At 73.1% G+C, this 22,112-nt stretch carries 21 protein-coding genes and 7 tRNA genes; 11 read left to right on the top strand and 17 right to left on the bottom strand.

Annotation, left to right across the window (positions count from 1 at the left end):
* The first annotated feature begins 24 nt into the window (after positions 1 to 24).
* Positions 25 to 750: a 3'-5' exonuclease gene (locus ABZ953_RS22470; RefSeq protein WP_361726618.1), complete on the top strand. Its 726-nt coding sequence runs from the start codon at positions 25 to 27 to the stop codon at positions 748 to 750.
* 94 nt (positions 751 to 844) lie between these two features.
* Here ABZ953_RS22470 and ABZ953_RS22465 read toward each other — a convergent pair.
* Positions 845 to 916 (bottom strand) — tRNA-Val (locus tag ABZ953_RS22465).
* 39 nt (positions 917 to 955) lie between these two features.
* Entirely contained in the window at positions 956 to 1,402 is a 447-nt protein-coding gene (locus ABZ953_RS22460; protein WP_361726616.1) for an SRPBCC family protein, read from the bottom strand.
* A 125-nt stretch (positions 1,403 to 1,527) separates the two neighbouring features.
* On the opposite strand from ABZ953_RS22460, the gene ABZ953_RS22455 reads away from it, so the two are divergent.
* The gene (locus ABZ953_RS22455) at positions 1,528 to 3,927 is read left to right on the top strand and encodes a hypothetical protein (protein ID WP_361726614.1); all 2,400 of its coding nucleotides are present in this window, start codon (positions 1,528 to 1,530) and stop codon (positions 3,925 to 3,927) included.
* A 103-nt stretch (positions 3,928 to 4,030) separates the two neighbouring features.
* Here ABZ953_RS22455 and ABZ953_RS22450 read toward each other — a convergent pair.
* Together ABZ953_RS22450 and ABZ953_RS22445 are read right to left on the bottom strand one after the other, a co-directional pair.
* Positions 4,031 to 4,102: transfer RNA gene (locus tag ABZ953_RS22450), tRNA-Val, on the bottom strand.
* 66 nt (positions 4,103 to 4,168) lie between these two features.
* A complete protein-coding gene (locus ABZ953_RS22445; protein WP_361726612.1) occupies positions 4,169 to 4,603 on the bottom strand; it encodes a TIGR02611 family protein in 435 nt (144 codons plus the stop codon).
* A gap of 191 nt (positions 4,604 to 4,794) precedes the next feature.
* Between ABZ953_RS22445 and ABZ953_RS22440 the strand changes: the two genes are divergently transcribed.
* The gene (locus tag ABZ953_RS22440; protein ID WP_003959770.1) at positions 4,795 to 5,208 is read left to right on the top strand and encodes an SsgA family sporulation/cell division regulator; all 414 of its coding nucleotides are present in this window, start codon (positions 4,795 to 4,797) and stop codon (positions 5,206 to 5,208) included.
* Between the two features lie 216 nt (positions 5,209 to 5,424).
* On the top strand, positions 5,425 to 5,982 hold the full coding sequence (locus ABZ953_RS22435; protein ID WP_361726909.1) for a CGNR zinc finger domain-containing protein: 558 nt from the start codon (positions 5,425 to 5,427) through the stop codon (positions 5,980 to 5,982).
* 15 nt (positions 5,983 to 5,997) lie between these two features.
* On the opposite strand, the gene ABZ953_RS22430 is transcribed toward ABZ953_RS22435, so the two are convergent.
* Both ABZ953_RS22430 and ABZ953_RS22425 read right to left on the bottom strand, forming a co-directional pair.
* Positions 5,998 to 6,267 carry a hypothetical protein gene (locus ABZ953_RS22430; protein ID WP_361726931.1) on the bottom strand — a complete coding sequence of 90 codons (270 nt, stop codon included), beginning with the start codon at positions 6,265 to 6,267 and terminating at the stop codon, positions 5,998 to 6,000.
* Between the two features lie 239 nt (positions 6,268 to 6,506).
* Positions 6,507 to 6,956 (bottom strand): hypothetical protein, encoded by a 450-nt coding sequence (locus ABZ953_RS22425; protein ID WP_361726610.1) that lies wholly within the window; start codon positions 6,954 to 6,956, stop codon positions 6,507 to 6,509.
* A gap of 207 nt (positions 6,957 to 7,163) precedes the next feature.
* On the opposite strand from ABZ953_RS22425, the gene ABZ953_RS22420 reads away from it, so the two are divergent.
* Positions 7,164 to 7,691: a DsbA family protein gene (locus tag ABZ953_RS22420; RefSeq protein ID WP_361726608.1), complete on the top strand. Its 528-nt coding sequence runs from the start codon at positions 7,164 to 7,166 to the stop codon at positions 7,689 to 7,691.
* Between the two features lie 115 nt (positions 7,692 to 7,806).
* Here the strand turns inward: ABZ953_RS22420 and ABZ953_RS22415 are convergent, their stop codons facing one another.
* From ABZ953_RS22415 to ABZ953_RS22400, 4 genes are all read right to left on the bottom strand, one after another.
* Positions 7,807 to 8,043, bottom strand: coding sequence for a hypothetical protein (locus tag ABZ953_RS22415; protein ID WP_361726606.1), 237 nt, complete (start codon positions 8,041 to 8,043; stop codon positions 7,807 to 7,809).
* 222 nt (positions 8,044 to 8,265) lie between these two features.
* Positions 8,266 to 9,087, bottom strand: a complete 822-nt coding sequence (locus tag ABZ953_RS22410; protein ID WP_361726604.1) for a GNAT family N-acetyltransferase — start codon at positions 9,085 to 9,087, stop codon at positions 8,266 to 8,268.
* Between the two features lie 89 nt (positions 9,088 to 9,176).
* Positions 9,177 to 9,998, bottom strand: a complete 822-nt coding sequence (locus tag ABZ953_RS22405) for an aminodeoxychorismate lyase (protein ID WP_361726602.1) — start codon at positions 9,996 to 9,998, stop codon at positions 9,177 to 9,179.
* The gene (locus ABZ953_RS22400) at positions 9,995 to 11,020 is read right to left on the bottom strand and encodes a chorismate-binding protein (protein WP_361726907.1); all 1,026 of its coding nucleotides are present in this window, start codon (positions 11,018 to 11,020) and stop codon (positions 9,995 to 9,997) included. The genes ABZ953_RS22405 and ABZ953_RS22400 overlap by 4 nt, the downstream gene beginning before the upstream one ends.
* Positions 11,021 to 11,206: 186 nt before the next feature.
* Between ABZ953_RS22400 and ABZ953_RS22395 the strand changes: the two genes are divergently transcribed.
* The 5 genes from ABZ953_RS22395 (at position 11,207) to ABZ953_RS22375 (ending at position 11,709) form a co-directional block, all read left to right on the top strand.
* A tRNA-Gly gene (locus ABZ953_RS22395) sits at positions 11,207 to 11,279 on the top strand.
* Positions 11,280 to 11,318: 39 nt separating this feature from the next.
* Positions 11,319 to 11,392: transfer RNA gene (locus ABZ953_RS22390), tRNA-Cys, on the top strand.
* Position 11,393: 1 nt separating this feature from the next.
* A tRNA-Val gene (locus ABZ953_RS22385) sits at positions 11,394 to 11,465 on the top strand.
* 38 nt (positions 11,466 to 11,503) lie between these two features.
* Positions 11,504 to 11,575, top strand: a tRNA-Val gene (locus ABZ953_RS22380).
* A 59-nt stretch (positions 11,576 to 11,634) separates the two neighbouring features.
* Positions 11,635 to 11,709 (top strand) — tRNA-Val (locus tag ABZ953_RS22375).
* A gap of 57 nt (positions 11,710 to 11,766) precedes the next feature.
* Here the strand turns inward: ABZ953_RS22375 and ABZ953_RS22370 are convergent.
* The 4 genes from ABZ953_RS22370 to ABZ953_RS22355 form a co-directional block, all read right to left on the bottom strand.
* Complete coding sequence (locus tag ABZ953_RS22370) at positions 11,767 to 12,081, bottom strand: zf-TFIIB domain-containing protein (protein WP_361726600.1); 315 nt, start codon at positions 12,079 to 12,081, stop codon at positions 11,767 to 11,769.
* Between the two features lie 69 nt (positions 12,082 to 12,150).
* Positions 12,151 to 13,107: an aminoglycoside phosphotransferase family protein gene (locus ABZ953_RS22365; protein WP_361726598.1), complete on the bottom strand. Its 957-nt coding sequence runs from the start codon at positions 13,105 to 13,107 to the stop codon at positions 12,151 to 12,153.
* A 460-nt stretch (positions 13,108 to 13,567) separates the two neighbouring features.
* The gene (locus ABZ953_RS22360; protein WP_055569527.1) at positions 13,568 to 13,771 is read right to left on the bottom strand and encodes a hypothetical protein; all 204 of its coding nucleotides are present in this window, start codon (positions 13,769 to 13,771) and stop codon (positions 13,568 to 13,570) included.
* A gap of 198 nt (positions 13,772 to 13,969) precedes the next feature.
* On the bottom strand, positions 13,970 to 14,233 hold the full coding sequence (locus tag ABZ953_RS22355; protein ID WP_361726596.1) for a hypothetical protein: 264 nt from the start codon (positions 14,231 to 14,233) through the stop codon (positions 13,970 to 13,972).
* Between the two features lie 196 nt (positions 14,234 to 14,429).
* Here ABZ953_RS22355 and ABZ953_RS22350 point away from each other — a divergent pair, with 196 nt between their 5' ends.
* The gene (locus tag ABZ953_RS22350) at positions 14,430 to 15,821 is read left to right on the top strand and encodes a protein kinase (RefSeq protein WP_361726905.1); all 1,392 of its coding nucleotides are present in this window, start codon (positions 14,430 to 14,432) and stop codon (positions 15,819 to 15,821) included.
* A gap of 29 nt (positions 15,822 to 15,850) precedes the next feature.
* On the opposite strand, the gene ABZ953_RS22345 is transcribed toward ABZ953_RS22350, so the two are convergent.
* The 3 genes from ABZ953_RS22345 to cobT form a co-directional block, all read right to left on the bottom strand.
* Positions 15,851 to 16,669, bottom strand: a complete 819-nt coding sequence (locus tag ABZ953_RS22345) for an RNA methyltransferase (protein WP_361726594.1) — start codon at positions 16,667 to 16,669, stop codon at positions 15,851 to 15,853.
* Positions 16,670 to 16,756: 87 nt separating this feature from the next.
* Complete coding sequence (gene cobA, locus ABZ953_RS22340; RefSeq protein WP_361726592.1) at positions 16,757 to 17,989, bottom strand: uroporphyrinogen-III C-methyltransferase; 1,233 nt, start codon at positions 17,987 to 17,989, stop codon at positions 16,757 to 16,759.
* Between the two features lie 160 nt (positions 17,990 to 18,149).
* The gene (cobT, locus tag ABZ953_RS22335; RefSeq protein ID WP_361726590.1) at positions 18,150 to 22,094 is read right to left on the bottom strand and encodes a nicotinate-nucleotide--dimethylbenzimidazole phosphoribosyltransferase; all 3,945 of its coding nucleotides are present in this window, start codon (positions 22,092 to 22,094) and stop codon (positions 18,150 to 18,152) included.
* Positions 22,095 to 22,112 lie beyond the last annotated feature (18 nt).

Genomic DNA, 22,112 nt, shown 5'->3' with positions numbered 1-22,112 from the left:
GACTGAACGAGGAGTTGCGTCACTATGACGTGCTGGTACGAGGGCCCCTTGGCCGCATTCGACACAGAGACCACGGGCGTGGACGTCGAGACCGACCGCATCGTGTCGGCCGCCGTCGTCGTCCAGCAGGGCGCGGGCACCCGGCCGCGCATCACCCGCTGGCTGGTGAATCCGGGCGTTCCGGTGCCCGAGGGCGCCACGGCGATCCACGGACTGACGGAGGACCATCTGCAGCGCACCGGCCGCTGGCCGTCGCCGGTGATGGAGGAGATCGCGCGCGATCTGGCCGAGCAGAGCGCGGCGGGCCGACCGATCGTGGTGATGAACGCACCGTTCGATCTGACCATCCTGGACCGGGAGTTGCGCAGGCACCGCGCCTCGTCCCTGAGCCGCTACCTGGAGGGTTCGTCGCTGTGCGTGATCGACCCTCGGGTCCTGGACAAACAGCTGGACCGCTACCGCAAGGGCCGTCGCACGCTCACCGACCTGTGTGCGCAGTACGAGGTGGAGCTGGCGGAGGCGCACGACGCGGCGGCGGACGCGCAGGCCGCCCTCGATGTCGTCCGCGCGGTGGGGCGCCGCTTCGCGGGGCGCCTTGAGCGGCTTTCACCGGCCGAGCTGCACACACTGCAGGCGGTGTGGCACGCGGCGCAGGCGCGCGGTTTGCAGGCGTGGTTCGCCAAGAGCGGCACTCCGGAGGTGGTGGATCCCGCGTGGCCGCTGCGTCCGGAACTCTCCGCGGCTGCCTGAGCGTCGACGGGGCGCGCACCTGGCGCAGGGTCGCGCGGGCCGCACGGGACATGAAAAAACCGGTCCGCCTGCTGACGGACCGGCATTCTCCGGGTGGGCGATACTGGGTTCGAACCAGTGACCTCTTCGGTGTGAACGAAGCGCTCTCCCACTGAGCTAATCGCCCGGGAACGGACTGAACAATACAGGTCCGGGCGCCTTTCCTTCAAACCGCTGTCAGGCGGTCCGCGAGACCTCGCTGCCCGGCGCGCATCATCAGCGCGTGGTTCAGCAGGAACAGCGGGCGTCCGGGGACGGCGAGGCGGCGCATCAGGCGTCTGCGCACGACGACCTCCTGGTCGTAGCGGGCCCGGGTGCCGCCGGGCACGGCCCTGACGGTCCAGCGCGCCCACCCCTCCAGATCGCCCGCCATGGTGATCTCCAGGACCCCGGCGGCGGGGTCGCGGCGCTGCTCCCGCGCGGTGACGACCAGGTCGTACGGCAGGAAGGACCGGAAGCGGGCGATTCCGGTGAACTCGTCGAGCGGCGTCACCTCGCGCACCTGCGGCCACCAGAGCGGGTAGTCCTCCACCCGCTCCAGGGCGGCGTACGCGTCGACGGGCGCGCCGGGCAGGGCCCAGACGCTGCGGAAGCGGTAGTGACACCAGTCCATGAGGGCAGTCTGCCAAAGGGGCCGGGCCCGTCGGGGCGGGCGGGCCGGGCCCGGCGCCGGATCTGAGTACGCCCTGAGTATCCGCACCGATGCCGTGCGGTGTGCCGCGGACCACACTCCGAGGCATGACGACCATTCCACCCCCGGCCGAGGAGCTCCGCATCCTCGACGGGGAGTTGCGCCAACTGGAGGCGCGCAGAGCGCAGTTGCTGCGGCGCCGGGCCTGGCTGCTCGGTGTCCTGCGCGCGGCGGGCCCGGCCGGGCCGCCCCCTCGTCCGGCCGGGCCGCCGGCCCCCGCAGCCGCGCCGCTGAGCGCGCAGAACGTCCTGCTCACGCTGGGCGGAGTGCTCCTGACCATCGCGGCCATCGCCTTCACGGTGGTGAGCTGGGGCCACTTGGGCCTCGGTGGCCGCAGCGCGGTCCTCGGCCTGGTGACGTTTGCGGCTCTCGGCACGCCCGCGGTCCTGCTGCGCCGCTCGCTGCGTTCGACGGCGGAGGCGGTGGCGGGTCTCGCGCTCGCGCTGACGGTGCTCGACACGTACGCGGTACGTCATCTGGCGCTCCCCGGCACCGGCACCCTCGGCTACGCGGCAGGGGCTTCCGCGGTGCTCGTCGCGCTGTGGGCGGGGTACGGCCTGCTCCTCGGCACGCTGCGTCTGCCGCTCCCGACCGCTGTGGCGACGGCTCAACTGCCGCTGATCCTGTGGGCGGGCGCCGCGCACGCCGGTGATCACGTGATGACGGCCGCGCTCCTGGTGACGGCCGCTTTCGACACCGTGCTCGCGCTGCGGGCGGGGGTCCGTTCCGTACGGACCGTCGCCGCGGCCTGTGCCGGTCTGCTGGGCGGGTGGGGCGCGGCGAGCGCGAGCTGGCTGTCCGTGCAGGCCACCGGCCCGGCCGGGGCGGCCCGCGCGGGCGCCCTGCTGCTGCTCGCGGCCACCGTCGCGCTGGCGGTGGCGTGGTGGGCCAAGGGGCCGGACGTCGCGACCGGCGCGGCGTGCGCCGGTGGCCTGCTGGCGGTGGCCGCGGTGGGCGGAGTGCTGCGGACCGCGCTGCCCGCGGCATGGACGGTCCCGGCCCATCTGGCGTGCGGTATCGCGCTGTTGGCGCTCGTCGGCACCGCGCTGCCGCGTCCGCTGCGGCGCGGGATCGGCGGGGCGTCGGCCGCGGTGCAGGGGCTCGCCGTGCTGTGGGCGCTGCCCGTCGCCGCGGTCGCCCTGTTCGGGCCGCTCGGCGGCGCCACCCGCGTCTGGTCGGGTGCTCCGGCGGATTCCCGGGACGCACTGCTGCGCGAACTGCCGCTGCCGCACGCGTTCATGGCCCCGCCGGTACTCGTGGCCGTCGCCGCCATGCTGCTCGTGGTGTCCGGCCGACTGGGCGGAGAGGTGGGGCGCGCGGCGCGGTTCGGCGCGCCGGTGCTCGGGTGGGCCGCGGCTGTGTCGCTGCCGTCCGCGCTCCGGCTTCCGTACGCCGCGGGCCTTTCGGCGCAGATCCTGGTGACCGCGGTCCTGCTCGTCGTCGCGGCACGCGCCGTGTCTGCGACCCCAACCGTGACCGCCGCGACGTCGGCCCTCGTGTCCTCGGTGAGCACCGCGTTCCTCTCGCTGGCCACCACAGCGGCCACCCTCACCACGCTCGGCCTGCTCACGGCGGTCTGCGCCGCGGCCTGCGTGCGCATGGCGCGCGGCGCGGCGCCCGCTCCGGGCGCGGCGGCGCTCCCGGCCTGTGCGTCCCTCGCGTACGCCACCGCGCTGGCCTGTGCCGCGGGCGCCGCGTGGGAGCTGCGCCCGGAACACATCGGGCTGCTCGTGCTCGTGGTGCCCGCGTCGGCCGCGCTGGTCGCGTTGGTCGTGCCGCGCGTCGCCCGGCATCCCCTGGCGCTGCCCGCCGAGGTGATGGCGGCGGCTTCCGGGGCCGTCGCTCTCGTCCTCGCGTCGGGCGAGGGACCCGCGCTGGCGCTCGCCCTTTCGCTCGGCGGGCTCATCGCCTCCGGCACCGCGCTGCGGCCGGAGCGCCGCGCCGTCGGGTATGCGGCCGGGGCGCTGTTCGTCCTTGCCGGCTGGGTGCGCCTGGTGTCGTGGGAGGTGACGGTCCCGGAGGCGTACACGCTGCCGGTGACGGTGCCTGCGCTGTTCATCGGGGCGCTGCGGCGGCGCCGCGACCCGGCGGCCTCCTCCTGGACGGCGTACGGCCCTGGCCTCGCGGTGACGCTGCTGCCGAGCCTCGCGGCCGCCTGGAGCGACCCGCACTGGCCGCGTCCGCTGCTGCTCGGCACCGCGGCCCTCGCGCTGACCCTGCTGGGCGCCCACCACCGGCTGCGCGCCCCGCTCGTCCTCGGCGGCACGGTCCTCGCCCTGGACGCGCTGCACGAACTGGCCCCGTACATCGTTCAGGCGATGGGCGCGCTGCCCCGCTGGCTGCCGCCCGCACTCGCGGGCCTGCTGCTCCTCGCCGTGGGCGCCACGTACGAGCAACGGCTGCGCGAGGCACGCCGGTTCCGGAATGCACTCGACCGAATGCGCTGATTCCAGGGCCCGCCGGAACATGTGGACCCGTCAATTCCCTTAAATGGCACGGGAATACGAGAACGGCCCGGAGGCTCTAAAGCCTCCGGGCCGCAATCCGGGGTGGGCGATACTGGGTTCGAACCAGTGACCTCTTCGGTGTGAACGAAGCGCTCTCCCACTGAGCTAATCGCCCCGGGCGCACGGAGAACATTACCGCATGTCAGCGGGTGCTCCGGACCGCCTCGGAGTCACCCGGCGGTCACTCCTTGATCTTCCACGGCATCGTGATGCCGAACTTCCACACGTAGACACCGACGAGCACCGCGATGATCACGAGGCCGATGGTCGTGAGGATGATGTTCCTGCGCCGCACCTTGGGATCGAGTGCACGCTGTGCGGCCTCGGTGACCTTGCGTTTCGTCCAGCGGAGCACCAGCTGGGCCCAGACGAACTCGGTCGCCCAGATCGCCATGCCGCCGAAGATCACCAGCCAGCCCGGCCCCGGCAGGGGCAGCATGATGATGCCCGCCACGACCACCGCGAGCCCCACGACGAAGACGCCGACCTGCCAGCTGAGGTGCAGCGCCCTGCGGGCCTGTATGAACTCCGGCGCCCGCGAGCCGAGCGGCTGTTCGGGCTTGACTCCGGCGACCGGATCCGTGGCCTCCGCCGGCTCGTTACTCCCCGTATTCATACGGCCAAACCCTACCGGACGGAAACCCGTCACCGGAATGGGCGCATGACCGGAGTGGACAATCCGCCAAACGAGGCGGATAAAGACACGCAAATCCCTCAGAGGGGTTTACAACGGCACCGTAGGTGGCATGTCGATTTCGCCGACGTGCGAATCCCCGAGCGCACACTGAGCGAAAGGCCCTGGCGCTTATGAACACCACGGTCAGCTGCGAGCTGCACCTGCGCCTCGTTGTGTCGAGCGAGTCCTCACTGCCTGTACCCGCAGGACTGCGGTATGACACGGCCGATCCCTATGCCGTGCACGCCACCTTCCACACCGGAGCCGAGGAAACCGTCGAGTGGGTGTTCGCCCGCGACCTCCTCGCCGAGGGCCTGCACCGGCCCACCGGAACCGGCGACGTCCGAGTCTGGCCGTCCCGGAGCCACGGTCAGGGCGTTGTCTGCATCGCCCTGAGCTCGCCGGAGGGCGAGGCTCTGCTCGAGGCCCCGGCGCGGGCCCTGGAGTCCTTCCTGAAGCGAACGGATGCAGCCGTGCCACCCGGTACGGAACACCGCCATTTCGATCTCGACACGGAGCTCTCACACATCTTGGCCGAGAGCTAACCGCCGCACGGCGCGTCGAGAACCACAGACGCCGTCCGACTCGGGGCGACGGCGCGGGCAGTCACGACACAACGGCACAAGGCGAACAGATGCAGACACCGGCGCCGTCGCCGCGGACTTTCCGCGACGACGGCGCCGGTGCGTCCCGTGGGTAAGCCGCTAGCATCGGCCAGCATCGGCGGGCACCGGCCCGACCTCCAGGCCTGGGAGCGAATCGTGCTGATCACCCACGACACCCGGTGTTCTCTCGACTCCGTGGTCGATCTGGTGAACACCGCACCGGAAACGAACGGCACGGACGGGCTCGCGGACGTGTCGGCACTCGGTGAGTTCGTACGAACGCACGACGTGAGCGATGTCGGGGCACTCTCGGAGGGGGACCTCGCCGACGTCCGCCGCATCCGCGACCGCTTCGGGGAGGTCTTCGCGCACCCCGAGCCGCGGACCGCCTCCACGATCCTCAACGACCTGATCGCGGCGGCGGGCACCACGCCCCGGCTCACCGACCACGACGGCTACGACTGGCACATCCACTACTTCGCGCCCGGGGCGTCCGTCGCGGACCATCTCGCGGCCGACTGCGGGATGGCGCTGGCCTTCTTCGTGGTCGCCGGGGAGCAGGAACGACTGCGCCGCTGCGAGGCCCCGGACTGCCGGCACGCCTTCGTCGACCTCTCCAGGAACCGCTCGCGCCGCTACTGCGACAGCCGCACCTGCGGCAACCGCCTGCACGTCGCCGCGTACCGCGCCCGCCGCCGGGAGGCCGCGGGCTAGGCCCGGGCGACGCTCCTAGAGCAGCAGCAGGTCGTGCAGCGAAGCCAGCAGGATCAAGGTGCCGATCACCGCCAGAAAGATCATCAAGGGTGGCTGTGAGAGGGCGAAAAGGCAGCCCTGTCGCTCCTCGAGGCCGTGGGGCGGCTCCTCGGCGCCGGGAGGCCGCTCCGCTTCGCCGTCGGGGCCGTGCCGCTCGATGTCGGCAGGTCGTCGCTCATGGGCCGGTGCCGCTCGGCTGCCGTCGTCCGGCGGGGCGGCATCGCCCTCTGTGGTGGTGTCCAGCATCTCGCGGTGATGATGACGCAGCATCGGGAGGTGCGCGTACCAACACGCCCGGTCAAGGCGGGAGTTCGCCGGATCCCGTGAACAGGAGAAAGTCCAGCGCCCCGGGCGTTCCGCGCCCGGCCCACCGGCATGCCCCCGCCCGGGCCCCGGTGACACCGCCCGCACTCGAACGAGGGACTCACCGCTTCACCGGGCCCCCGCCCGGACCGCGCCCCGCCGCCGTCAGATCCCGTGCTTCTTCAGATCCCGTGCTTCTTCAGGATCGCCTCGATGTCGCTGAAGTCCTCCGCGGGCGCGGCGGACTTCTGCGGCTTGGCCGCGGGCCGCCCCGCAGCCGGCCGGGCGCTCGCACCGAGCGAGGGCGCCGACGCCGCGGGGGCCACCGCCTCGCGCTGGGCGGCCCTGGCGGCCTTGCGCTCCTTGCGGGTGCCGCCCGTGCGGCGCTCGACCGCACGCGTGCCCAGGAACACGAGCCAGGCCACGCCCAGCACACCGAAGCCGACCCACGCCTTGAGGCTGAACGCCGTGTCGGCGGCCCAGCCCACGATGCCGGTCATCACCAGGCCCACCGGCACGAGGGAGTACGCGGCGAGGCGGGCCGCGGAGAGGAAACGCTTGCGGTAGGCCGTGACCGCGGCGATGCCCAGCCCGGCCGCTGATACGGCGGAACAGACGGTCTCGGCAATCATCCGGTCCTCCAGGCATACAGGCTTGCGTCGGAATATGACGCTGTCGTCCCTTCCATCCTGCACCGGGTGGGCGCCGAGGAGCCATGTCCCGGTCGGACCTCAGGGACATTTCCGGGTCATCTCGGGGTCCGGCCTCCTCCCCAGGTGCCGGTCCGCGGCGCTCCGGCCCGGTTGGGAAGCGGCCGGGCGGGCTGGAAGACTGTGCCCATGAGCGACTCCACCCCCGCCCGCCCCGCCGGCCGCCCCGAGCTCGACGTCTGGTGCGAGCTGCAGTGCCCCGACTGCCGTACCGCCCTCGACGACGTGCGCGCCCTGCGCGCCCGCTACGGCGACCGCGTCGAGCTGCGCCTGCGGCACTTCCCCCTCGAAAAGCACAAGCACTCCTTCGCCGCCGCCCAGGCCGCCGAGGAGGCCTTCGAGCAGGGCAAGGGCTGGGCGTACGTCGAGGCGGTGCTCGCCGGGGTCGAGGAGCTCGACCGCAAGGGCGAGCGGCACCTGGTGGACACCGCCCGCGAACTCGGCCTCGACGCCGAGGAGTTCGACACCGCCCTGATCGACGGACGGCACATCCTGATCGTCGACGCCGACCAGGCCGAGGGCAAGGCGATCGGTGTCACCGGCACGCCGACGTACGTCATCGACGGCCAACGACTGGACGGCGGCAAGAGCCAGGAAGGGCTGCGCGAGCGCGTCGAGGAGATCGCCGACCGCCTGCTGGCGGCGGACGCCGGTTAGGCCGTTTCCTTCGGACCGTTCGCCGTCATGCCCGACCGGCGCAAGACGGCGCGGTGGCGACAAGGGCTGAGGCCCTCCTCACCACCGCGCCGTCCGTGGGTACCGAGCGCGTGCGTCAGTGACGGTCGTCGGGCTGGTAACCCGAACCCTCGTGGCTGTAGCCCGCGGCCTGGGACCAGACGATGCCGAGCGGGCCGCCCACGCTGTCGTACGTACCGGCGAACCCCTTGTGGTGGTAGCCCGTCTCGTGGTGCGGGCCGTTGTAGTCGTCGTCGGCGACGGCCGCGCCTGCCCCCACGGCCAGGACGGAGACGGTGAGAGCGGCGGCGAGGATGGTCGAGCGAACGCGCATGAGAATATTCCTCCTGGAATACACAGATACTGTCGCTCTGTCACCTGCCGCGGCAGCGGGGCCGGGTAACGGGGCAGCACCCGCTCTCCACCCGAACGGTCCCCAAGGTACTCCCGCATGGCCCACGGGGACGGCTCCTTGCACAACCCCTGCGAGTTGTACGACCCCTGCGAGCACGCCACCGTCTCCGGCGGGACGTCGGCGACGACACGCGCGCGTGCGCTAGAGCAGCGGCTTGTAGAGGCAGAACGAGGTCGGTTCGTAGCCGAGGGACTCGTACAGACGCAGGGCTGGGGTGTTGCCCGCGAAGACGTTGAGGCCGATACGGCCTCGGCCCGCCGCGATGCCCTGTGCCTCCGCGACGAGCATCAGGGAGCGGCCGTGCCCCTGCCCGCGGTGCTCCGCGTCGACCTCGACCTTGTGGATGAGCGCCGCGTCGGCCTCGAGGGCGATCCACAGGATGCCGACCTTGTCGCCCCGCCACGTCAGGACGCTCAGCCGGGCGTCCGGCGTCCCCAGGCCCTGCGGGAGAAGGCGCTCCCGGTCGGTCCGGGCCATCTCATAGGCCTGCGCCTCGGGCACGCCGCGCTCGGTCCAGGAGCGCGCGTACTCCTCCCACGCGTGCGCCTGCCACGGCCCATAGTCGTCCTCCGTCATCGCCCGCCACTCGATGCCGTCGAGCAGCGGGGGCACCTCGGCGAGCGGCTTCGCCATCCGGCGGTTCCGCTCGACGTACCCGAGAGCCGTGGCCAGGTGCAGGGCCGCCCCCGCGGCGGCCGGGACCTCGGCCTCGATGCGGCGGCAGCCCCAGCCGCGCGCCACCTCCTCGGCGGCCAGCGCGGCCACGGTGCCGCGCCCGCGCCTGCGGTCGGGTCCGGCGATCCGCAGGTCGGTCACGCGGCACACCTCGGGCCCGAACACGTCATGCGTGGCGAGGCCTATCGCCCCCACAGGGCGGCTGTTCACGCAGACGTCGTACGTGCGCGCCTTGGCGCCGTCGGCGCCCTGCTGAAGCGGCCCGGTCGGCCGCAGGGTCGTGGTCATCACTGACGTTCTACCCGCCCCGGCCCCGCATCGTCACCGGAGAACGGGGACTTGGGGTTTCGGCGGACCGCCAGACCGGATCGGCGGCATTACGGATCCAGGTCGTCCGCGACCCGCTCGTCGAACACCCGCATCGCCTTGCTGGTCACCGGGCCCGGTGCGTCCGGGAGTTGGCGTCCGTCGACGCGGTGCACGGCCTGGACGTCCCGCAGCGTCGACGTCAGGAAGATCTCGTCAGCCCGGTCGAGGACGTCCAGGGGCAGGTCGCTCTCGCGGGCGCCCGTCCACTCCACGGCCAGCTCGCGCGTGATGCCCGCGAGGCAGCCGGAGGCGACCGGCGGAGTGTGGATCTCGCCGTCGAGCACGACGAAGACGTTGGATCCTGTCCCCTCGCAGAGCTGTCCGACGGTGTTCGCGAACAGCGCCTCCGAAGCGCCCTGTTCGTGGGCGCGGGCCAGGGCGACGACGTTCTCCGCGTACGAGGTGGTCTTCAGGCCGGTCAGCGCGCCGCGTTCGTTGCGCGTCCACGGCACCGTGATCACCGCGGTGGCGTCGGGGCGCCGCGGGGCCTCGCCGAGCGCGACGACGAGCGTGGTGCCCTGGTCTCCGCGGTCCGAGCCGAGCGGCGAGAGGCCTCCGGTGTAGGTGATCCGCAGCCGGCCGAGCGGGAGGGGGTTGGCCTCCAGGACGGCCTCGCAGGCGCGGCGCACCTCGTCCAGGTCCGGCTCGGGCAGGCCGAGGCCGCGCGCCGAGCGCGCGAGCCGGGCCAGGTGGCGGGTCAGGGCGAACGGCCTGCCCTCGACCGATTTCACCGTCTCGAAGATGCCGTCGCCCACCGTAAGCCCGTGGTCGAGCACGGAGACGCGGGCAGAATCGAGGTCCTGCAGCCCGCCATTGAGCCATATCTTCACGTTGGGGTTCCTCCACTCGCTGCGTACGCCCCCGACGCTACCGCCAGCAGCCGCGCGGCCTTCAGCTCGGTCTCCCGCCACTCCCCCGCCGGGTCCGAGCCCCAGGTGATGCCCGCTCCGGTGCCGAAGCGCAGCATGCCATCGGCCCGGTCGATCCAGAAGGTGCGGATGCCGACGGCGAGCTCTCCGGTGCCCCGGTCGGCGTCCACCCAGCCGATGCCGCCGCAGTACGGGCCGCGGGGCGCGGTCTCCAGTTCGTCGATGATCCGCAGTGCGCTGGACTTCGGGGCGCCGGTGACGGAGCCGGGCGGGAAGGCGGCGCCGAACAGCTCGGGCCAGCCCGCTCCGGGGCTCAGCTCGCCGCCGACGGTGGAGACGAGGTGGACGAGGCCGGGGTGCTTCTCGACCACACAGAGGTCGGGGACGGTCACCGTGCCGGTGGCGCAGACGCGGCCGAGGTCGTTGCGGACGAGGTCCACGATCATGACGTTCTCGGCGTAGTCCTTCTCCAGGAGGTCCGCCTCGGTGCGCCCGGTGCCCTTGATGGGGCCCGACTCCACCGTGCGCCCGACGCGGCGCAGGAAGAGCTCGGGGGACGCGGTGGCGATCTCCACGCCGTGCCCGGGGAGCCGGATCGTCCCGGCGTAGGGGGCGGGGTTCCCGCGCGCGAGCAGAGCGGTCAGGGCGTCCACGTCGGCGTCGGCGGGCACGGGCGCGGACAGTACGCGGCAGAGGTTGGCCTGGTAGACCTCGCCGGTGGCTATGTACGCCCGTACCCGCCGCACGCCCTCCATGTACGCGGCGCGGTCGAGGGAGGACGTCCAGACGTCGACGGCCGGACCGCGCCACCGGCCCGGGACGGGGGCGGGCACGGCCTCCTCCCGCACGTCGTCGAAGCGGGCGCAGACCAGACCCCCCTCGAAGTCCGCGGACACCGCCCAGAAGCCGGTGGAGTCCAGGGCCGCGGGATCGCTGGTCACATCGCGCAGACCGGTGGCCACGCGACGGCCGAAGCGCGCCATGGGAGGGAGCGCGGCAGGTGGTGTCAGAGGGGGGTTGTGCACGGCTGTGAGTCTATGACCGGTGTATCGGCGGTGCCCTGGCCAGCGACAGCGCAGCACGCTGCGCAAACGCGTTTTTGTACTGGCCCAGGAATCCGCTAGAGTTCAACACGTCGCCGGGACGCGCAAGCGGGCCGGGAAAGACAAGCGGACGTAGCTCAGTTGGTAGAGCGCAACCTTGCCAAGGTTGAGGTCGCCAGTTCGAACCTGGTCGTCCGCTCGCAGGAAGTGGGGGATCTTCCCGAACCCCCGCACTCCTGGTGGAGTGGCCGAGAGGCGAGGCAACGGCCTGCAAAGCCGTCTACACGGGTTCAAATCCCGTCTCCACCTCCATGCGCGATTAGCTCAGCGGGAGAGCGCTTCCCTGACACGGAAGAGGTCACTGGTTCAATCCCAGTATCGCGCACTGGATCTTCGGACTCCGGTTCGTATTCGATCCATCCCGCGCGATTAGCTCAGCGGGAGAGCGCTTCCCTGACACGGAAGAGGTCACTGGTTCAATCCCAGTATCGCGCACGCAGTACGCAGTACATGCTGTATGCGGCACACGCAGTACGCAGCACACGCAGTCACCCGCGCGATTAGCTCAGCGGGAGAGCGCTTCCCTGACACGGAAGAGGTCACTGGTTCAATCCCAGTATCGCGCACCACCACACGAAGCCCCCGGCCGTCTCCACGGCCGGGGGCTTCGTCGTTCCCGGAGTGACTCAGGACGAGAAGAGCATGTGCCCGAAGCTCTTGTGGCGGTTGTGGCCGTAGTGACCGCCGTGGCCCCCGTGACCGCCGTGGCCGCCGTGCGGGGCGCCCCAGGCCGGAGCGGGCGCCGCGGGGTAGGCCTGCGGGGCCGGCGGCGCGGGCGGCGGCGGGACCTGCTGCTGGCCGCCCCACTGGGCCTCCAGGCGGGTCAGGGACTCCAGCTCGCCGTAGTCCAGGAATATCCCTCGGCAGTTGTTGCACTGCTCGATCTGGACGCCATTGCGGTTGTACGTGTGCATCGGTGCGTGACACTTGGGGCACTGCATGGACGGCTCAACTCCTCGCCGATGGTGACTGCTTCGCCGGGACACTGCCCGGCTTCGGTGCGTTGCACCCTACTTCGTGGCGTCCGGGGTGAACTCCGCCGGTCGGACCGCCACTTCGGCCATCCGGGCGCACGCCTCGACCAGAGCCTGCTCGACCTCGTCCAGAGGGCGGTCCGCGGCGACCGACTTGGCGATTGCCAGGGCCGCGGTCTGCACGGTCAGGGCGCGGGCGGGCACGTCAAGGGCGGGCCAGGGATCGGCGCCGTCCACCGGCACCGCCGGGCCGCCCGCTCCCCGGTAGGCGTCCAGGAAGCGGGTCCACTCCTCGGGGGCGAGCAGGCCGCACGCGAACCAGGCGGCGGGGCGCGCGAGGTCCCACGCGGGGTCGCCCTCGCCCAGGTCGTCCACGTCGATGAGCAGCCAGTTCCCCTCGGGGGCGCGGACGAGCTGGCCCAGGTGGAGGTCTCCGTGGCAGAGGCGCCGCGGTCCCGGCGAGGGGGCCTCGGCGCGGGCCCAGGGCGGCAGGTCCGCCCAGGCCCGCAGGACGGGGGGCGCAGCGGGGTGCGGGCCGGTCGCGCGGAGGCGGTCGACGGCGCGGGCGGCCTTCGCCGGGCCGCGCATGGGCGGGAGAGTGCGCGGGAGCGCGGCCCGGGGTGTGGCGTGCAGGCGGGCGAGGAGGGTGGCGACGGCCTCCCAGGGGGCGGCGTCGGGGTCGTCCCGGTCGACCGGGACGCCGTGCGGCCAGAGGGTGACGAGGCGGCCGTGGAGGTCCGTGGCGGCGGAGTGCAGCGGCCCGAGGAGGGTGCCCGGGAGGCGGACCGCCACGTCGAGGCGGACCGCCAGCTCCGCGGGGTCCGTATCGGGGGCGTGCGCCTTCGCGACGACGTCGCCGTGGCGTACGACAGTGGCGTCGGCCCGGTCCGCGAGAAGCGCGTCGCCGCCCCCGCAGGCGCAGGGCCCCGCGGACGTCGGGTGGACCGCGGCGCGGACCTTGGCGGTGAGGGCGGGGAGAATCGCGGAGGTCACGGGGCTTCCGTACGTCGAGGGGGCCGTATGCGTCGCCGAAGCGTACGGCTGCTGGCCGGGTCTTGACGGGGCGGCCCCGACCGGGCCGGGCCTGCCCTGCTCCGCTCGCCTTGGACCGGCCGTGCGGGGGCACCTGCCGGTGCCCTGGATGCCGGGGGGGAATTCTCGACCGCGTCGAGCGGCACGAACCGTGGCGGAGCGTGACGTGGCGTCCGGAGCCGTCGCGCAGCGGACCTGCCAGTGACGGGACGGTCCGCCCGGAGGAACCCCCGAGCTGACCGGCAGGCTTCGCGCCCCGGCGCCGCCCGGGGCAGAACGCGGCCTCCGGGGCAGCGCATGGCAATGCCCGCGCAGCTCCCCAGCTGCGCGGGCATTCTGCCGTCCGCCGCACCCCCGTCCCCACGGGGTTTCATGGCCGGATGTCCCCGCCCGGACCGCTCTTCCGGGCCTGGGGCGCCGCTCAGCGCCCCAGCATCACGCCCACGGACGACGCTTGTGTGACCACTGCCTCCCAGCCGCCGAAGACGACTACGAGCAGGGCTGCCAGGGGGAGGACCATGGCCGTCGCCACCAAAGGATGGCGCGTGCCGGACGGGCGGACGCCGAACGCGGAGAACCTGCGCCCTTGCGTGCGGATCATGGTCCGCGGTGCCGTGTCCGCCATGATTCCTCTCCTGACCGCTTCGATGTGGTGTTGGCAGCGGCGAGTGTCTGACCTCGGGGGACGAGTGCTACACCCGCCGCTTGACCTCAAATCTAGGTGTGCGGACGGACCCGGGCGTCATGCCTTCGTACCGATTGCCTGGCCTCCCGGAGGATGACCGGCCCGGCCCCACGTACTCCCGTGGGTGGAGAAGAGGTCCTAGGACTCGGGGTCTTCCCGGAGGGGACGGGCCGCCTCGGAGCTGTCCTCCCTCGGAATCGGCTGTTCCACCAGGGCGAGGACGCGCGTGGCCATGAACCGCGCCGTACGCACCACGGAGCCGCTACGGGTGACTTCGCTCACTTCCACCACTCCTCTGCGGACCGCCGTCTCCACCCGGCGACCCGCCCGGCTCGCCACCACTTCGTACGTTCGAGTCGTGTCACCGGCATCCACGACTATCTCCACACGGTCACCCTTCATGGGATCAATCCCCCTTCAGCGATGGATGGTTGGGAATCGGGTCGGCGTCAAAGCCCCCATGTGCCCCGCCCCCTGACCACTCTTCAAGTTTCCCACCCGGCACTGACAATCGATCGCCCCGCGAGGGCGCGGCCTCTGCACGTGCCCGGCCGCGGAAACGTAAGCTGTGGCTCGTCAAACGGACCGGGTAGCGGGGATGGACATGGCGATGATGCGGCTCCGGCGCGAGGACCCGCGTGTCGTCGGCTCGTTCAGGCTGCACAGGCGCCTGGGCGCCGGCGGCATGGGGGTCGTCTATCTGGGGTCGGACCGGAGGGGGCAGCGCGTCGCCCTGAAGGTGATCCGGCCCGACCTGGCGGAGGATCAGGAGTTCCGGTCGCGGTTCGCCCGTGAGGTGTCCGCGGCCCGGCGCATCCGGGGCGGCTGCACGGCGCGGCTCGTCGCCGCCGACCTCGACGCGGACCGCCCGTGGTTCGCCACTCAGTACGTTCCCGGGCCCTCCCTGCACGACAAGGTCGCCGCCGAGGGCCCGCTCTCCGCGGCCGACGTCGCCGTGGTCGGATCGGCGCTGGCCGAGGGGCTGGTGGCCGTGCACGAGGCGGGAGTCGTCCACCGCGACCTCAAACCGTCGAACATCCTGCTGTCCCCCAAGGGCCCGCGGATCATCGACTTCGGCATCGCGTGGGCCACCGGCGCCTCGACGCTGACGCACGTGGGCACGGCCGTGGGTTCGCCCGGCTTCCTCGCCCCCGAGCAGGTGCGCGGCGCCACGGTCACTCCCGCGACCGACGTCTTCGCGCTGGGCGCCACCCTCGCGTACGCGGGCATGGCGGACTCGCCCTTCGGACACGGCAGTTCCGAGGTCATGCTCTACCGGGTGGTGCACGAGGAGGCGCAGCTGCACGGCGTGCCCGACGCGCTCGCGCCGCTGATCAGGGCCTGTCTCGCCAAGGACCCGGAGGAGCGGCCCAGCACGCTGCAACTCTCGCTCAGGCTGAAGGAGATCGCCGCCCGCGAGGCGCAGGGGATCGGCGACGTGCGTCCGCCCGCACCCCGCAAGGACCTCGACCGGCCGACGGGTCGCCTCGCCGAGAGCTATGTGGACGAGCGCACTCAGCGGCGCCCCGCCCCGGGCGCCACTCCCCCGCCGCGCTCAGGACCGTCCCGCACGGGGTCGTCCCGCACGGGTTCGTCCCGCACAGGGTCGTCCCGTACGGGCTCATCCAGGCCGGGCGTATCGCGCTCCGGCTCCCGGCCGTCGGGGCCCCGCAACACCTCGCGCTCGGGCGGCAGGCCCGCTCCGCGCAGCGGCGCCGGGCGTACGGGGCCGCGCACCACGGGCACGGGCCGGCGCGGTCCCGCCAATCCGCGGCTGCTGCGGCAGCGGCTCTTCGTCTTCGTGGTCGTGACGCTGCTCGTAGCGCTCGGTATCGCGGCGGCGCAGGGGTGCCAGGGCCCCGCTCAGGGCCTCGGGGACGACCGCGGTCGCGACACGAAGCAGCACACGCGGCCCAACCCCTCGTTCTCCCCGCTGGACGGAGAGCGCATGGCCGTGCACTACGACTCGAAGATCACGCGAAACGACTAGGGGCGCCCCGGGGCGCGCCCGCCCGCGCCTCAGAGCTGCGGGCGCCCCGTCGCCACCGCGTAGAACGCGACCGCTGCCGCCGCGCCCACATTGAGCGAGTCCACGCCGTGGGCCATCGGGATGCGGACCCATTCGTCGGCGGCGACAAGCGCCTGGGTGGAGAGGCCGTCGCCCTCCGCGCCGAGCATCAGCGCGACGCGGTCCATGCGGTGCGGTGCCGCCTCGTCGAGGGACTTGGCCTTCTCGTCCGGGGTGAGGGCCAGGAGGTTGAAGCCCGCCTCGCGCACGCCCTCCAGGCCCTTGGGCCAGGATTCCAGACGGGCGTACGGGACCGAGAAGACCGCACCCATCGAGACCTTCACCGAGCGCCGGTACAGCGGATCCGCGCAGTCCGGCGAGAGCAGGACCGCGTCCATGCCGAGGGCCGCGGCGGAGCGGAAGATGGCGCCGATGTTGGTGTGGTCGTTCACCGCCTCCATGACGACCACGCGGCGGGTGGTCGCGAGGAGTTCGTCGGCGGTGGGCAGCGGCTTGCGCTGCATGGACGCGAGGGCGCCGCGGTGCACGTGGTAGCCGGTGACGCGTTCGGCGAGGTCGGGGCTGACCGCGTACACCGGGGCCGGGAGCTCGTCGATGACGTCGCGCATGACGTCGACCCACTTGGCCGAGAGCAGCATCGAGCGCATCTCGTAACCGGCGTCCTTGGCCCGTCTGATGACCTTCTCGCCCTCCGCGATGAACAGGCCCTCGGCCGGTTCGCGCCTGCGGCGCAGCTCGACGTCGGTCAGGCCCGTGTAGTCGCGCAGGCGGGGGTCGTCGGGGTCGTCGACGGTGATGAGATCAGCCACAGGGTGATACTGCCTTGTCCTGGGTGCGGTGCCAACGGCTCCGGACTGGTTCCGTTACCGCTGGTTACTTGAGGGTGGGCGGGCGGGTTACGCGAGGGGCCCGGGGCCCACCTTCACCACGTCGCCGATGACGATGACGGCCGGGGGCTTCACCTCGTGGGTGCGGACCGCGTCGGCGACCGTGCCGAGGGTCGCGTCGACGCGGCGCTGGGCAGCCGTCGTACCCTCCTGGATCAGGGCGAGCGGGGTGTCGGCCGCCTTTCCGTGGGCGATCAGGGCCTCGGCGATCCTGCCGATCTTGTCGACGCCCATCAGGATCACGAGGGTGCCGCGCAGCTTGGCCAGGGCCGCCCAGTCGACGAGCGAGCGCTCGTCGTCCGGTGCCACGTGGCCGCTGACCACCGTGAACTCGTGGGCGACGCCGCGGTGGGTGACCGGGATACCGGCGGCCGAGGGGACGGAGATCGAGCTGGAGATGCCGGGGACGACCGTGCAGGCGATGCCCGCATCGGCGAGCGCCTGGAGTTCCTCCATGCCGCGGCCGTAGACGTAGGGGTCGCCGCCCTTCAGGCGGACGACGGCCTTGCCCTGCTTGGCGTGCTCGATCAGGGCGTTGTTGATGGCCTCCTGGGCCATGAACCGGCCGTACGGGATCTTCGCGGCGTCGATGACCTCGACGTGTGCCGGGAGCTCGTCGAGGAGGTCGCGGGGGCCGAGGCGGTCGGCGATGACGACGTCCGCGGCGGCGAGCAGGCGTCGGCCGCGGACCGTGATCAGGTCGGGGTCGCCGGGACCGCCGCCGACGAGGGCGACGCCCGGGGTGCGGGTGCGCAGGTGCGGGGCGACGAGGCTGCCGTCGCGCAGGCCCTCCACCACCGCGTCGCGGATGGCGGCGGTGCGGCGGGGGTCACGGTCGTGGATGTCGCTGGAGAGGACCGCGACGGTGACGCCCTCGGAGCGGCCGGTGGCCGGGGTCCAGGCGGTGGCGGCCTCGGCGTCGTCGGAGCGCACGCACCAGACGCGGTGCGCCTCGGCCTCCGCCGAAGCGCGGGTGTTCGCCTCGTCGTCGCTGGTGGCGATCAGGGCGTACCAGGCGCCCTGGAGGTCGCCGTCCTCGTACCCGCGCCGGGTCCAGGTGATCTCGCCCGCGTCCGCCATGGCCTCGACGGACGGGGTCGCCGATGGCGATACGAGGAGGACGTCGGCGCCTGCCTTGATCAGTGCCGGGAGGCGGCGCTGGGCCACCTGGCCGCCGCCGAGGACGACGACGCGGCGTCCTACGAGGCGGAGACCTACGGGGTAGGCGGGGTTTTCGGCCATGGCTCTCGGGCTCCTCGTGCGGGCGGAGTCTTCGTGGTGCGCTACCGCTGCTGCGCTGGAGCGGCTGCTTGACGTGCGGGTTCAGTATGGCGGGGGCGGGGCCGGAGGTCTCCCCCAGCCCCGCCCCGGTGCCGAAAACGGGGGCTTCGCCCCCCGGCGGCTACTTCTCGGTGACGCCCGCCGAGTCGAACGTGGCCACCTCGTGCATGGCGCGGGCCGCGCTCTGAACGACCGGCAGCGCCAGGAGCGCGCCCGTGCCCTCGCCGAGGCGGAGGTCCAGGTCGATCAGGGGGCGCAGGCCCAGCTTGTTGAGCGCCGCCACGTGGCCCGGCTCCGCGCTGCGGTGCCCGGCGATGCAGGCCGCGAGGACCTCGGGGGCGATGGCGCGGGCGACCAGGGCGGCCGCTCCGGCGCTGACGCCGTCCAGGATCACCGGCGTGCGCAGGGAGGCGCCGCCGAGGAGCAGGCCCACCATGGCCGCGTGCTCCAGGCCGCCGATCGCCGCGAGAACGCCGATCGGGTCCGCCGGGTCGGGCCGGTGGAGGTCAAGGGCGCGGCGGACGACGTCGACCTTGCGGGTGTGCATCTCGTCGTTGATGCCCGTGCCGCGGCCGGTGACCTCGGCGGGGTCCACGTCCGTGTAGACGGAGATGAGGGCCGCGGACGCGGTGGTGTTGGCGATGCCCATCTCGCCGGTGAGCAGCGCCTTGTTGCCGGCCGCCACCAGGTCGCGGGCGGTCTCGATGCCGACCTCGATGGCCGCCTTGACCTCTTCCCTGGTCAGGGCGGGGCCGGTCGTCATGTCGGCGGTACCGGCGCGCACCTTGCGGGGCAGCAGGCCCGGCGTGGCCGGGAGTTCGCTCGCCACGCCCACGTCGATGACGCAGACCTCGGCGCCCACCTGGTTGGCGAAGGCGTTGCAGACCGCGCCGCCGCCGAGGAAGTTGGCGACCATCTGCGCGGTCACCTCCTGGGGCCAGGCGGTGACGCCCTGGGCGTGCACGCCGTGGTCGCCCGCGAAGATCGCGACGGCCGCGGGTTCCGGGATCGGCGGCGGGCACATCCGGGACAGGCCGGAGAGCTGCGCGGAGATGATCTCCAGCATGCCGAGGGCGCCCGGCGGCTTGGTCATGCGCTTCTGCCGCTCCCACGCCTCGCCGAGCGCCTTGGCGTCCAGCGGGCGGATGTTGGAGACGGTCTCGGCGAGCAGGTCGTGCGGGTCCTCGCCGGGCAGCGCGCGGCGGCCGTACGTCTCCTCGTGGACGACCCAGGAGAGCGGGCGGCGCTTGGACCAGCCGGCCTGCATCAGCTCGGGCTCGGCGGGGAACTCGTCGACGTATCCCACGCAGAGGTAGGCGACGACTTCGAGGTGCTCGGGCAGGCCGAGGGCGCGGACCATCTCGCGCTCGTCGAAGAAGCTGACCCAGCCGACGCCGAGGCCCTCGGCGCGCGCGGCGAGCCAGAGGTTCTCGACGGCGAGGGCCGAGGAGTACGGGGCCATCTGCGGCTGGGTGTGCCGGCCGAGGGTGTGGCGGCCGCCGCGGGTGGGGTCGGCGGTGACGACGATGTTCACCGGGGTGTCGAGGATGGCCTCGATCTTCAGTTCCTTGAACTGCTTCGCGCGGCCCTTGGGCAGGGACTTGGCGTACGCGTCGCGCTGGCGCACGGCCAGTTCGTGCATGGTGCGCCGGGTCTCGGCGGACTTGATGACGACGAAGTCCCAGGGCTGGGAGTGGCCGACCGACGGGGCGGTGTGCGCGGCCTCCAGGACGCGGAGCAGCACCTCGTGCGGGATGGCGTCGGAGCGGAAGCCGTTGCGGATGTCCCGGCGCTCGCGCATGACGCGCAGGACGGCCTCGCGCTCGGCGTCGGCGTACCCCGGCGCGGCGGTCCCTGAGGACGCCACGGGCTCGGGGAGTTCGGCGCCCGCTTCCGGCGCCACCAGAAACTCGGCCGCCACGGGGGCTTCCGGCGCGGCGGCGGGGGCGAGGGCGAGGGGGGCTTCAGGAGCCTCGGTCGGCCCGGCGACGGGCGCGGGTACGGAGGCTTCAGGCGCTTCGGCCATCTCGGGTGCTTCGGCCACTTCGGTCACTTCGTTCGCTTCGATCGGTTCGAACGAGATGACTTCGTCGGCCTCGTCCAAGTCGTCGGCCTGGTCGGCCGTCTCCGGGGCGGCCGGGAACTCGGCCGGAGCCGCCACAGAGGAGACAATACGGGGCACAGCGGAGACGGTCGGGCCCTGGGGGGTCTCACCGGCCTCGGCCGCAGCCTCTTCCGCCGCCGTGACCGGCTCGCAGCCCTCGGCCGTGAAGCCCGCACCGCTCTCCTGAACCGCCGCGTCCGGCGCGGGAGTCGGCTCGGCGACGGGTGCCGCCGTGGGCTCGGCGCCGTCACGCGGGGCGGGCACGGTGGCGGACTGCCGCACCGCTTCCGGCATCGCCTCGGGGGCCGCCGGACCCGCGCCGTTCGCGGTCTCTGTCTCGATGCCGGTCCCCGGCGTAGAGGGCACAGGAGTCACCGCTTCGGGCAGCACCGCTTCGGGCAGCACGGCTTCGGGAGCCGCGGCCTCGGGGTCCATCGCCTCGGTGGGAGGTACGAATACGGGGGCGCCGTTCGCCGGGTCCGCGGGCGCGGCCGGTGCGACGGCCTCGGGGACATCCTCGGGGGCGTCCTCGGCGGCCGGGTCCTCCTGCGGGACGATCACGGGGTGCGGCGGCGTCGGGGCCAGGTGGGGCGTGGTCGGGACCGAGCCGTCGACCGGCACGAACTGGCCCATGGGCGCGGGCGGGCCCTGCGGCTCGGGGTGCTGCAGCTGGTGCTGCGGTCCTGGCGCGGCGTGCCGCGCCTCGGCGTGCGGGACCTGCGCGCCGTGCCACGGCTGGGCGGAGGCGACGGCGAAGGCGGGCTGAGCGGCGGCGGGCGCGGCGTGGGCGAACGCGGGCTGCTCGGCGGCCGGTGCTTGTTGAACCGGCGGCTCCGGCTGCGCCAGCTGATCCGGCTGATTCGGCTGCGGGAACCGGTGCTCCCCCGTCCAGAACTGGTACTCCCCCGTCGCGAACGGCTGCTCCTCGACCGGGAACTGCTGCTCCTCCACGGGCGCCTGGCCGGACTCCGCGGCGTTCGGGAACGCGGTGGCCTCCGGAGTGTGCGGGGCCAAGGCCTCCGGAACCTGCGGTGCCGATGTGACGCCTGAGGCTTCTGGAACTTCCGGGGTTTCCGAGGCTACTGGGGTGTCCGAGACTCCTGGGACGACCGTTTCTGCTGGTGCGGCGTAAGCAGCTTCGGCGGGCAGGGCCGCAGCCGCGGACTCCCGCGCCGCCGACTCCAACTCCTGCCCCTCCGGCGCTCCCCACGGCGCGGCGCCCTGCGGCGGGATCTCACCGAGCTGCGGTCCGGGCAGCCCCGCCGCATCGCGCGGGATATCGAGGTACTCGGGCATCGTGGGCGGACCCGCGTGCCGGGCCGGTGCGGCGGGCTGCTGGGCCACCGGGGCCGCGCCCGCGGGCCCCCGGTCGGCGAGCGACCGCACGGGGCTCGCCGAGCCGTCCGGCACGGCAGGACCCGACGGGCCGTGGTGGAGCGGGCGGCGGGCGGGTCCCGGGTGGGACGGGGCGGGGGTGCCACCGGGCATGCGGATGCCGTTCAGGTCGATCGAGCCACTGTCACGGCCGGAGGTCTCGTGCGGTCCCGGCTGGTGCACGGCCTGGCCGACAGCGGGCTGGACGGCTTGGCCGTCCGCGGTGTGCCCCGGGAAGCGGCCCTGACCGGACACCTGTCCGTGGCCCGCGACCTGACCCTGCTGACCCGGGACCTGACCCTGATGAGCCTGGGCAGCCTGCTGGGCCTGGGCGGCCTGCTGGGCCCGGGCCGTCGCGATCTGCGCCTCGGTCCACGCCCCCTGGGCGCCCGGCATCAGGAGCAGGTCGTCGTCATCGGCGGGGTTCTCGGAGGGGTCGGTCGGGTCGGTCGGGTCGGCGAAGGTGTACGCACCCGGTGCGGGAACGCCCGGCTGCTGCGCCCCCATGCCCTGCGCGGGCCCGGAAGGTACACCGTTGCCTGCGCCCTCCGGCACTCCCTCACCCGGGACCTGGCCGGTGTCGGTCATGCGTAACCCCTCGCCCAT

This window comes from Streptomyces sp. NPDC046465 (genome assembly GCF_040646035.1).
Lineage (GTDB): Bacteria > Actinomycetota > Actinomycetes > Streptomycetales > Streptomycetaceae > Streptomyces.
Note: the sequence above shows the minus strand (reverse complement) of the source record. Positions and strands in the feature narration are given on the sequence as shown.

What these genes read in the sequence shown, in the direction of transcription:
- ABZ953_RS22400 (WP_361726907.1), bottom strand. Translation starts at nt 11,020, where the DNA reads ATGGCGCGCTTCGGCCGTCGCGTGGCCACCGGTCTGCGCGATGTGACC.
- ABZ953_RS22440 (WP_003959770.1), top strand. Translation starts at nt 4,795, where the DNA reads ATGAACACCACGGTCAGCTGCGAGCTGCACCTGCGCCTCGTTGTGTCG.
- ABZ953_RS22360 (WP_055569527.1), bottom strand. Translation starts at nt 13,771, where the DNA reads ATGGCGGACACGGCACCGCGGACCATGATCCGCACGCAAGGGCGCAGG.
- ABZ953_RS22415 (WP_361726606.1), bottom strand. Translation starts at nt 8,043, where the DNA reads ATGCGCGTTCGCTCGACCATCCTCGCCGCCGCTCTCACCGTCTCCGTC.
- ABZ953_RS22355 (WP_361726596.1), bottom strand. Translation starts at nt 14,233, where the DNA reads ATGAAGGGTGACCGTGTGGAGATAGTCGTGGATGCCGGTGACACGACT.
- ABZ953_RS22460 (WP_361726616.1), bottom strand. Translation starts at nt 1,402, where the DNA reads ATGGACTGGTGTCACTACCGCTTCCGCAGCGTCTGGGCCCTGCCCGGC.
- ABZ953_RS22420 (WP_361726608.1), top strand. Translation starts at nt 7,164, where the DNA reads ATGAGCGACTCCACCCCCGCCCGCCCCGCCGGCCGCCCCGAGCTCGAC.
- cobT (WP_361726590.1), bottom strand. Translation starts at nt 22,094, where the DNA reads ATGACCGACACCGGCCAGGTCCCGGGTGAGGGAGTGCCGGAGGGCGCA.
- ABZ953_RS22455 (WP_361726614.1), top strand. Translation starts at nt 1,528, where the DNA reads ATGACGACCATTCCACCCCCGGCCGAGGAGCTCCGCATCCTCGACGGG.
- ABZ953_RS22410 (WP_361726604.1), bottom strand. Translation starts at nt 9,087, where the DNA reads ATGACCACGACCCTGCGGCCGACCGGGCCGCTTCAGCAGGGCGCCGAC.
- ABZ953_RS22425 (WP_361726610.1), bottom strand. Translation starts at nt 6,956, where the DNA reads ATGATTGCCGAGACCGTCTGTTCCGCCGTATCAGCGGCCGGGCTGGGC.
- ABZ953_RS22445 (WP_361726612.1), bottom strand. Translation starts at nt 4,603, where the DNA reads ATGAATACGGGGAGTAACGAGCCGGCGGAGGCCACGGATCCGGTCGCC.
- ABZ953_RS22370 (WP_361726600.1), bottom strand. Translation starts at nt 12,081, where the DNA reads ATGCAGTGCCCCAAGTGTCACGCACCGATGCACACGTACAACCGCAAT.
- ABZ953_RS22470 (WP_361726618.1), top strand. Translation starts at nt 25, where the DNA reads ATGACGTGCTGGTACGAGGGCCCCTTGGCCGCATTCGACACAGAGACC.
- ABZ953_RS22430 (WP_361726931.1), bottom strand. Translation starts at nt 6,267, where the DNA reads ATGCTGGACACCACCACAGAGGGCGATGCCGCCCCGCCGGACGACGGC.
- cobA (WP_361726592.1), bottom strand. Translation starts at nt 17,989, where the DNA reads ATGGCCGAAAACCCCGCCTACCCCGTAGGTCTCCGCCTCGTAGGACGC.
- ABZ953_RS22350 (WP_361726905.1), top strand. Translation starts at nt 14,430, where the DNA reads ATGGACATGGCGATGATGCGGCTCCGGCGCGAGGACCCGCGTGTCGTC.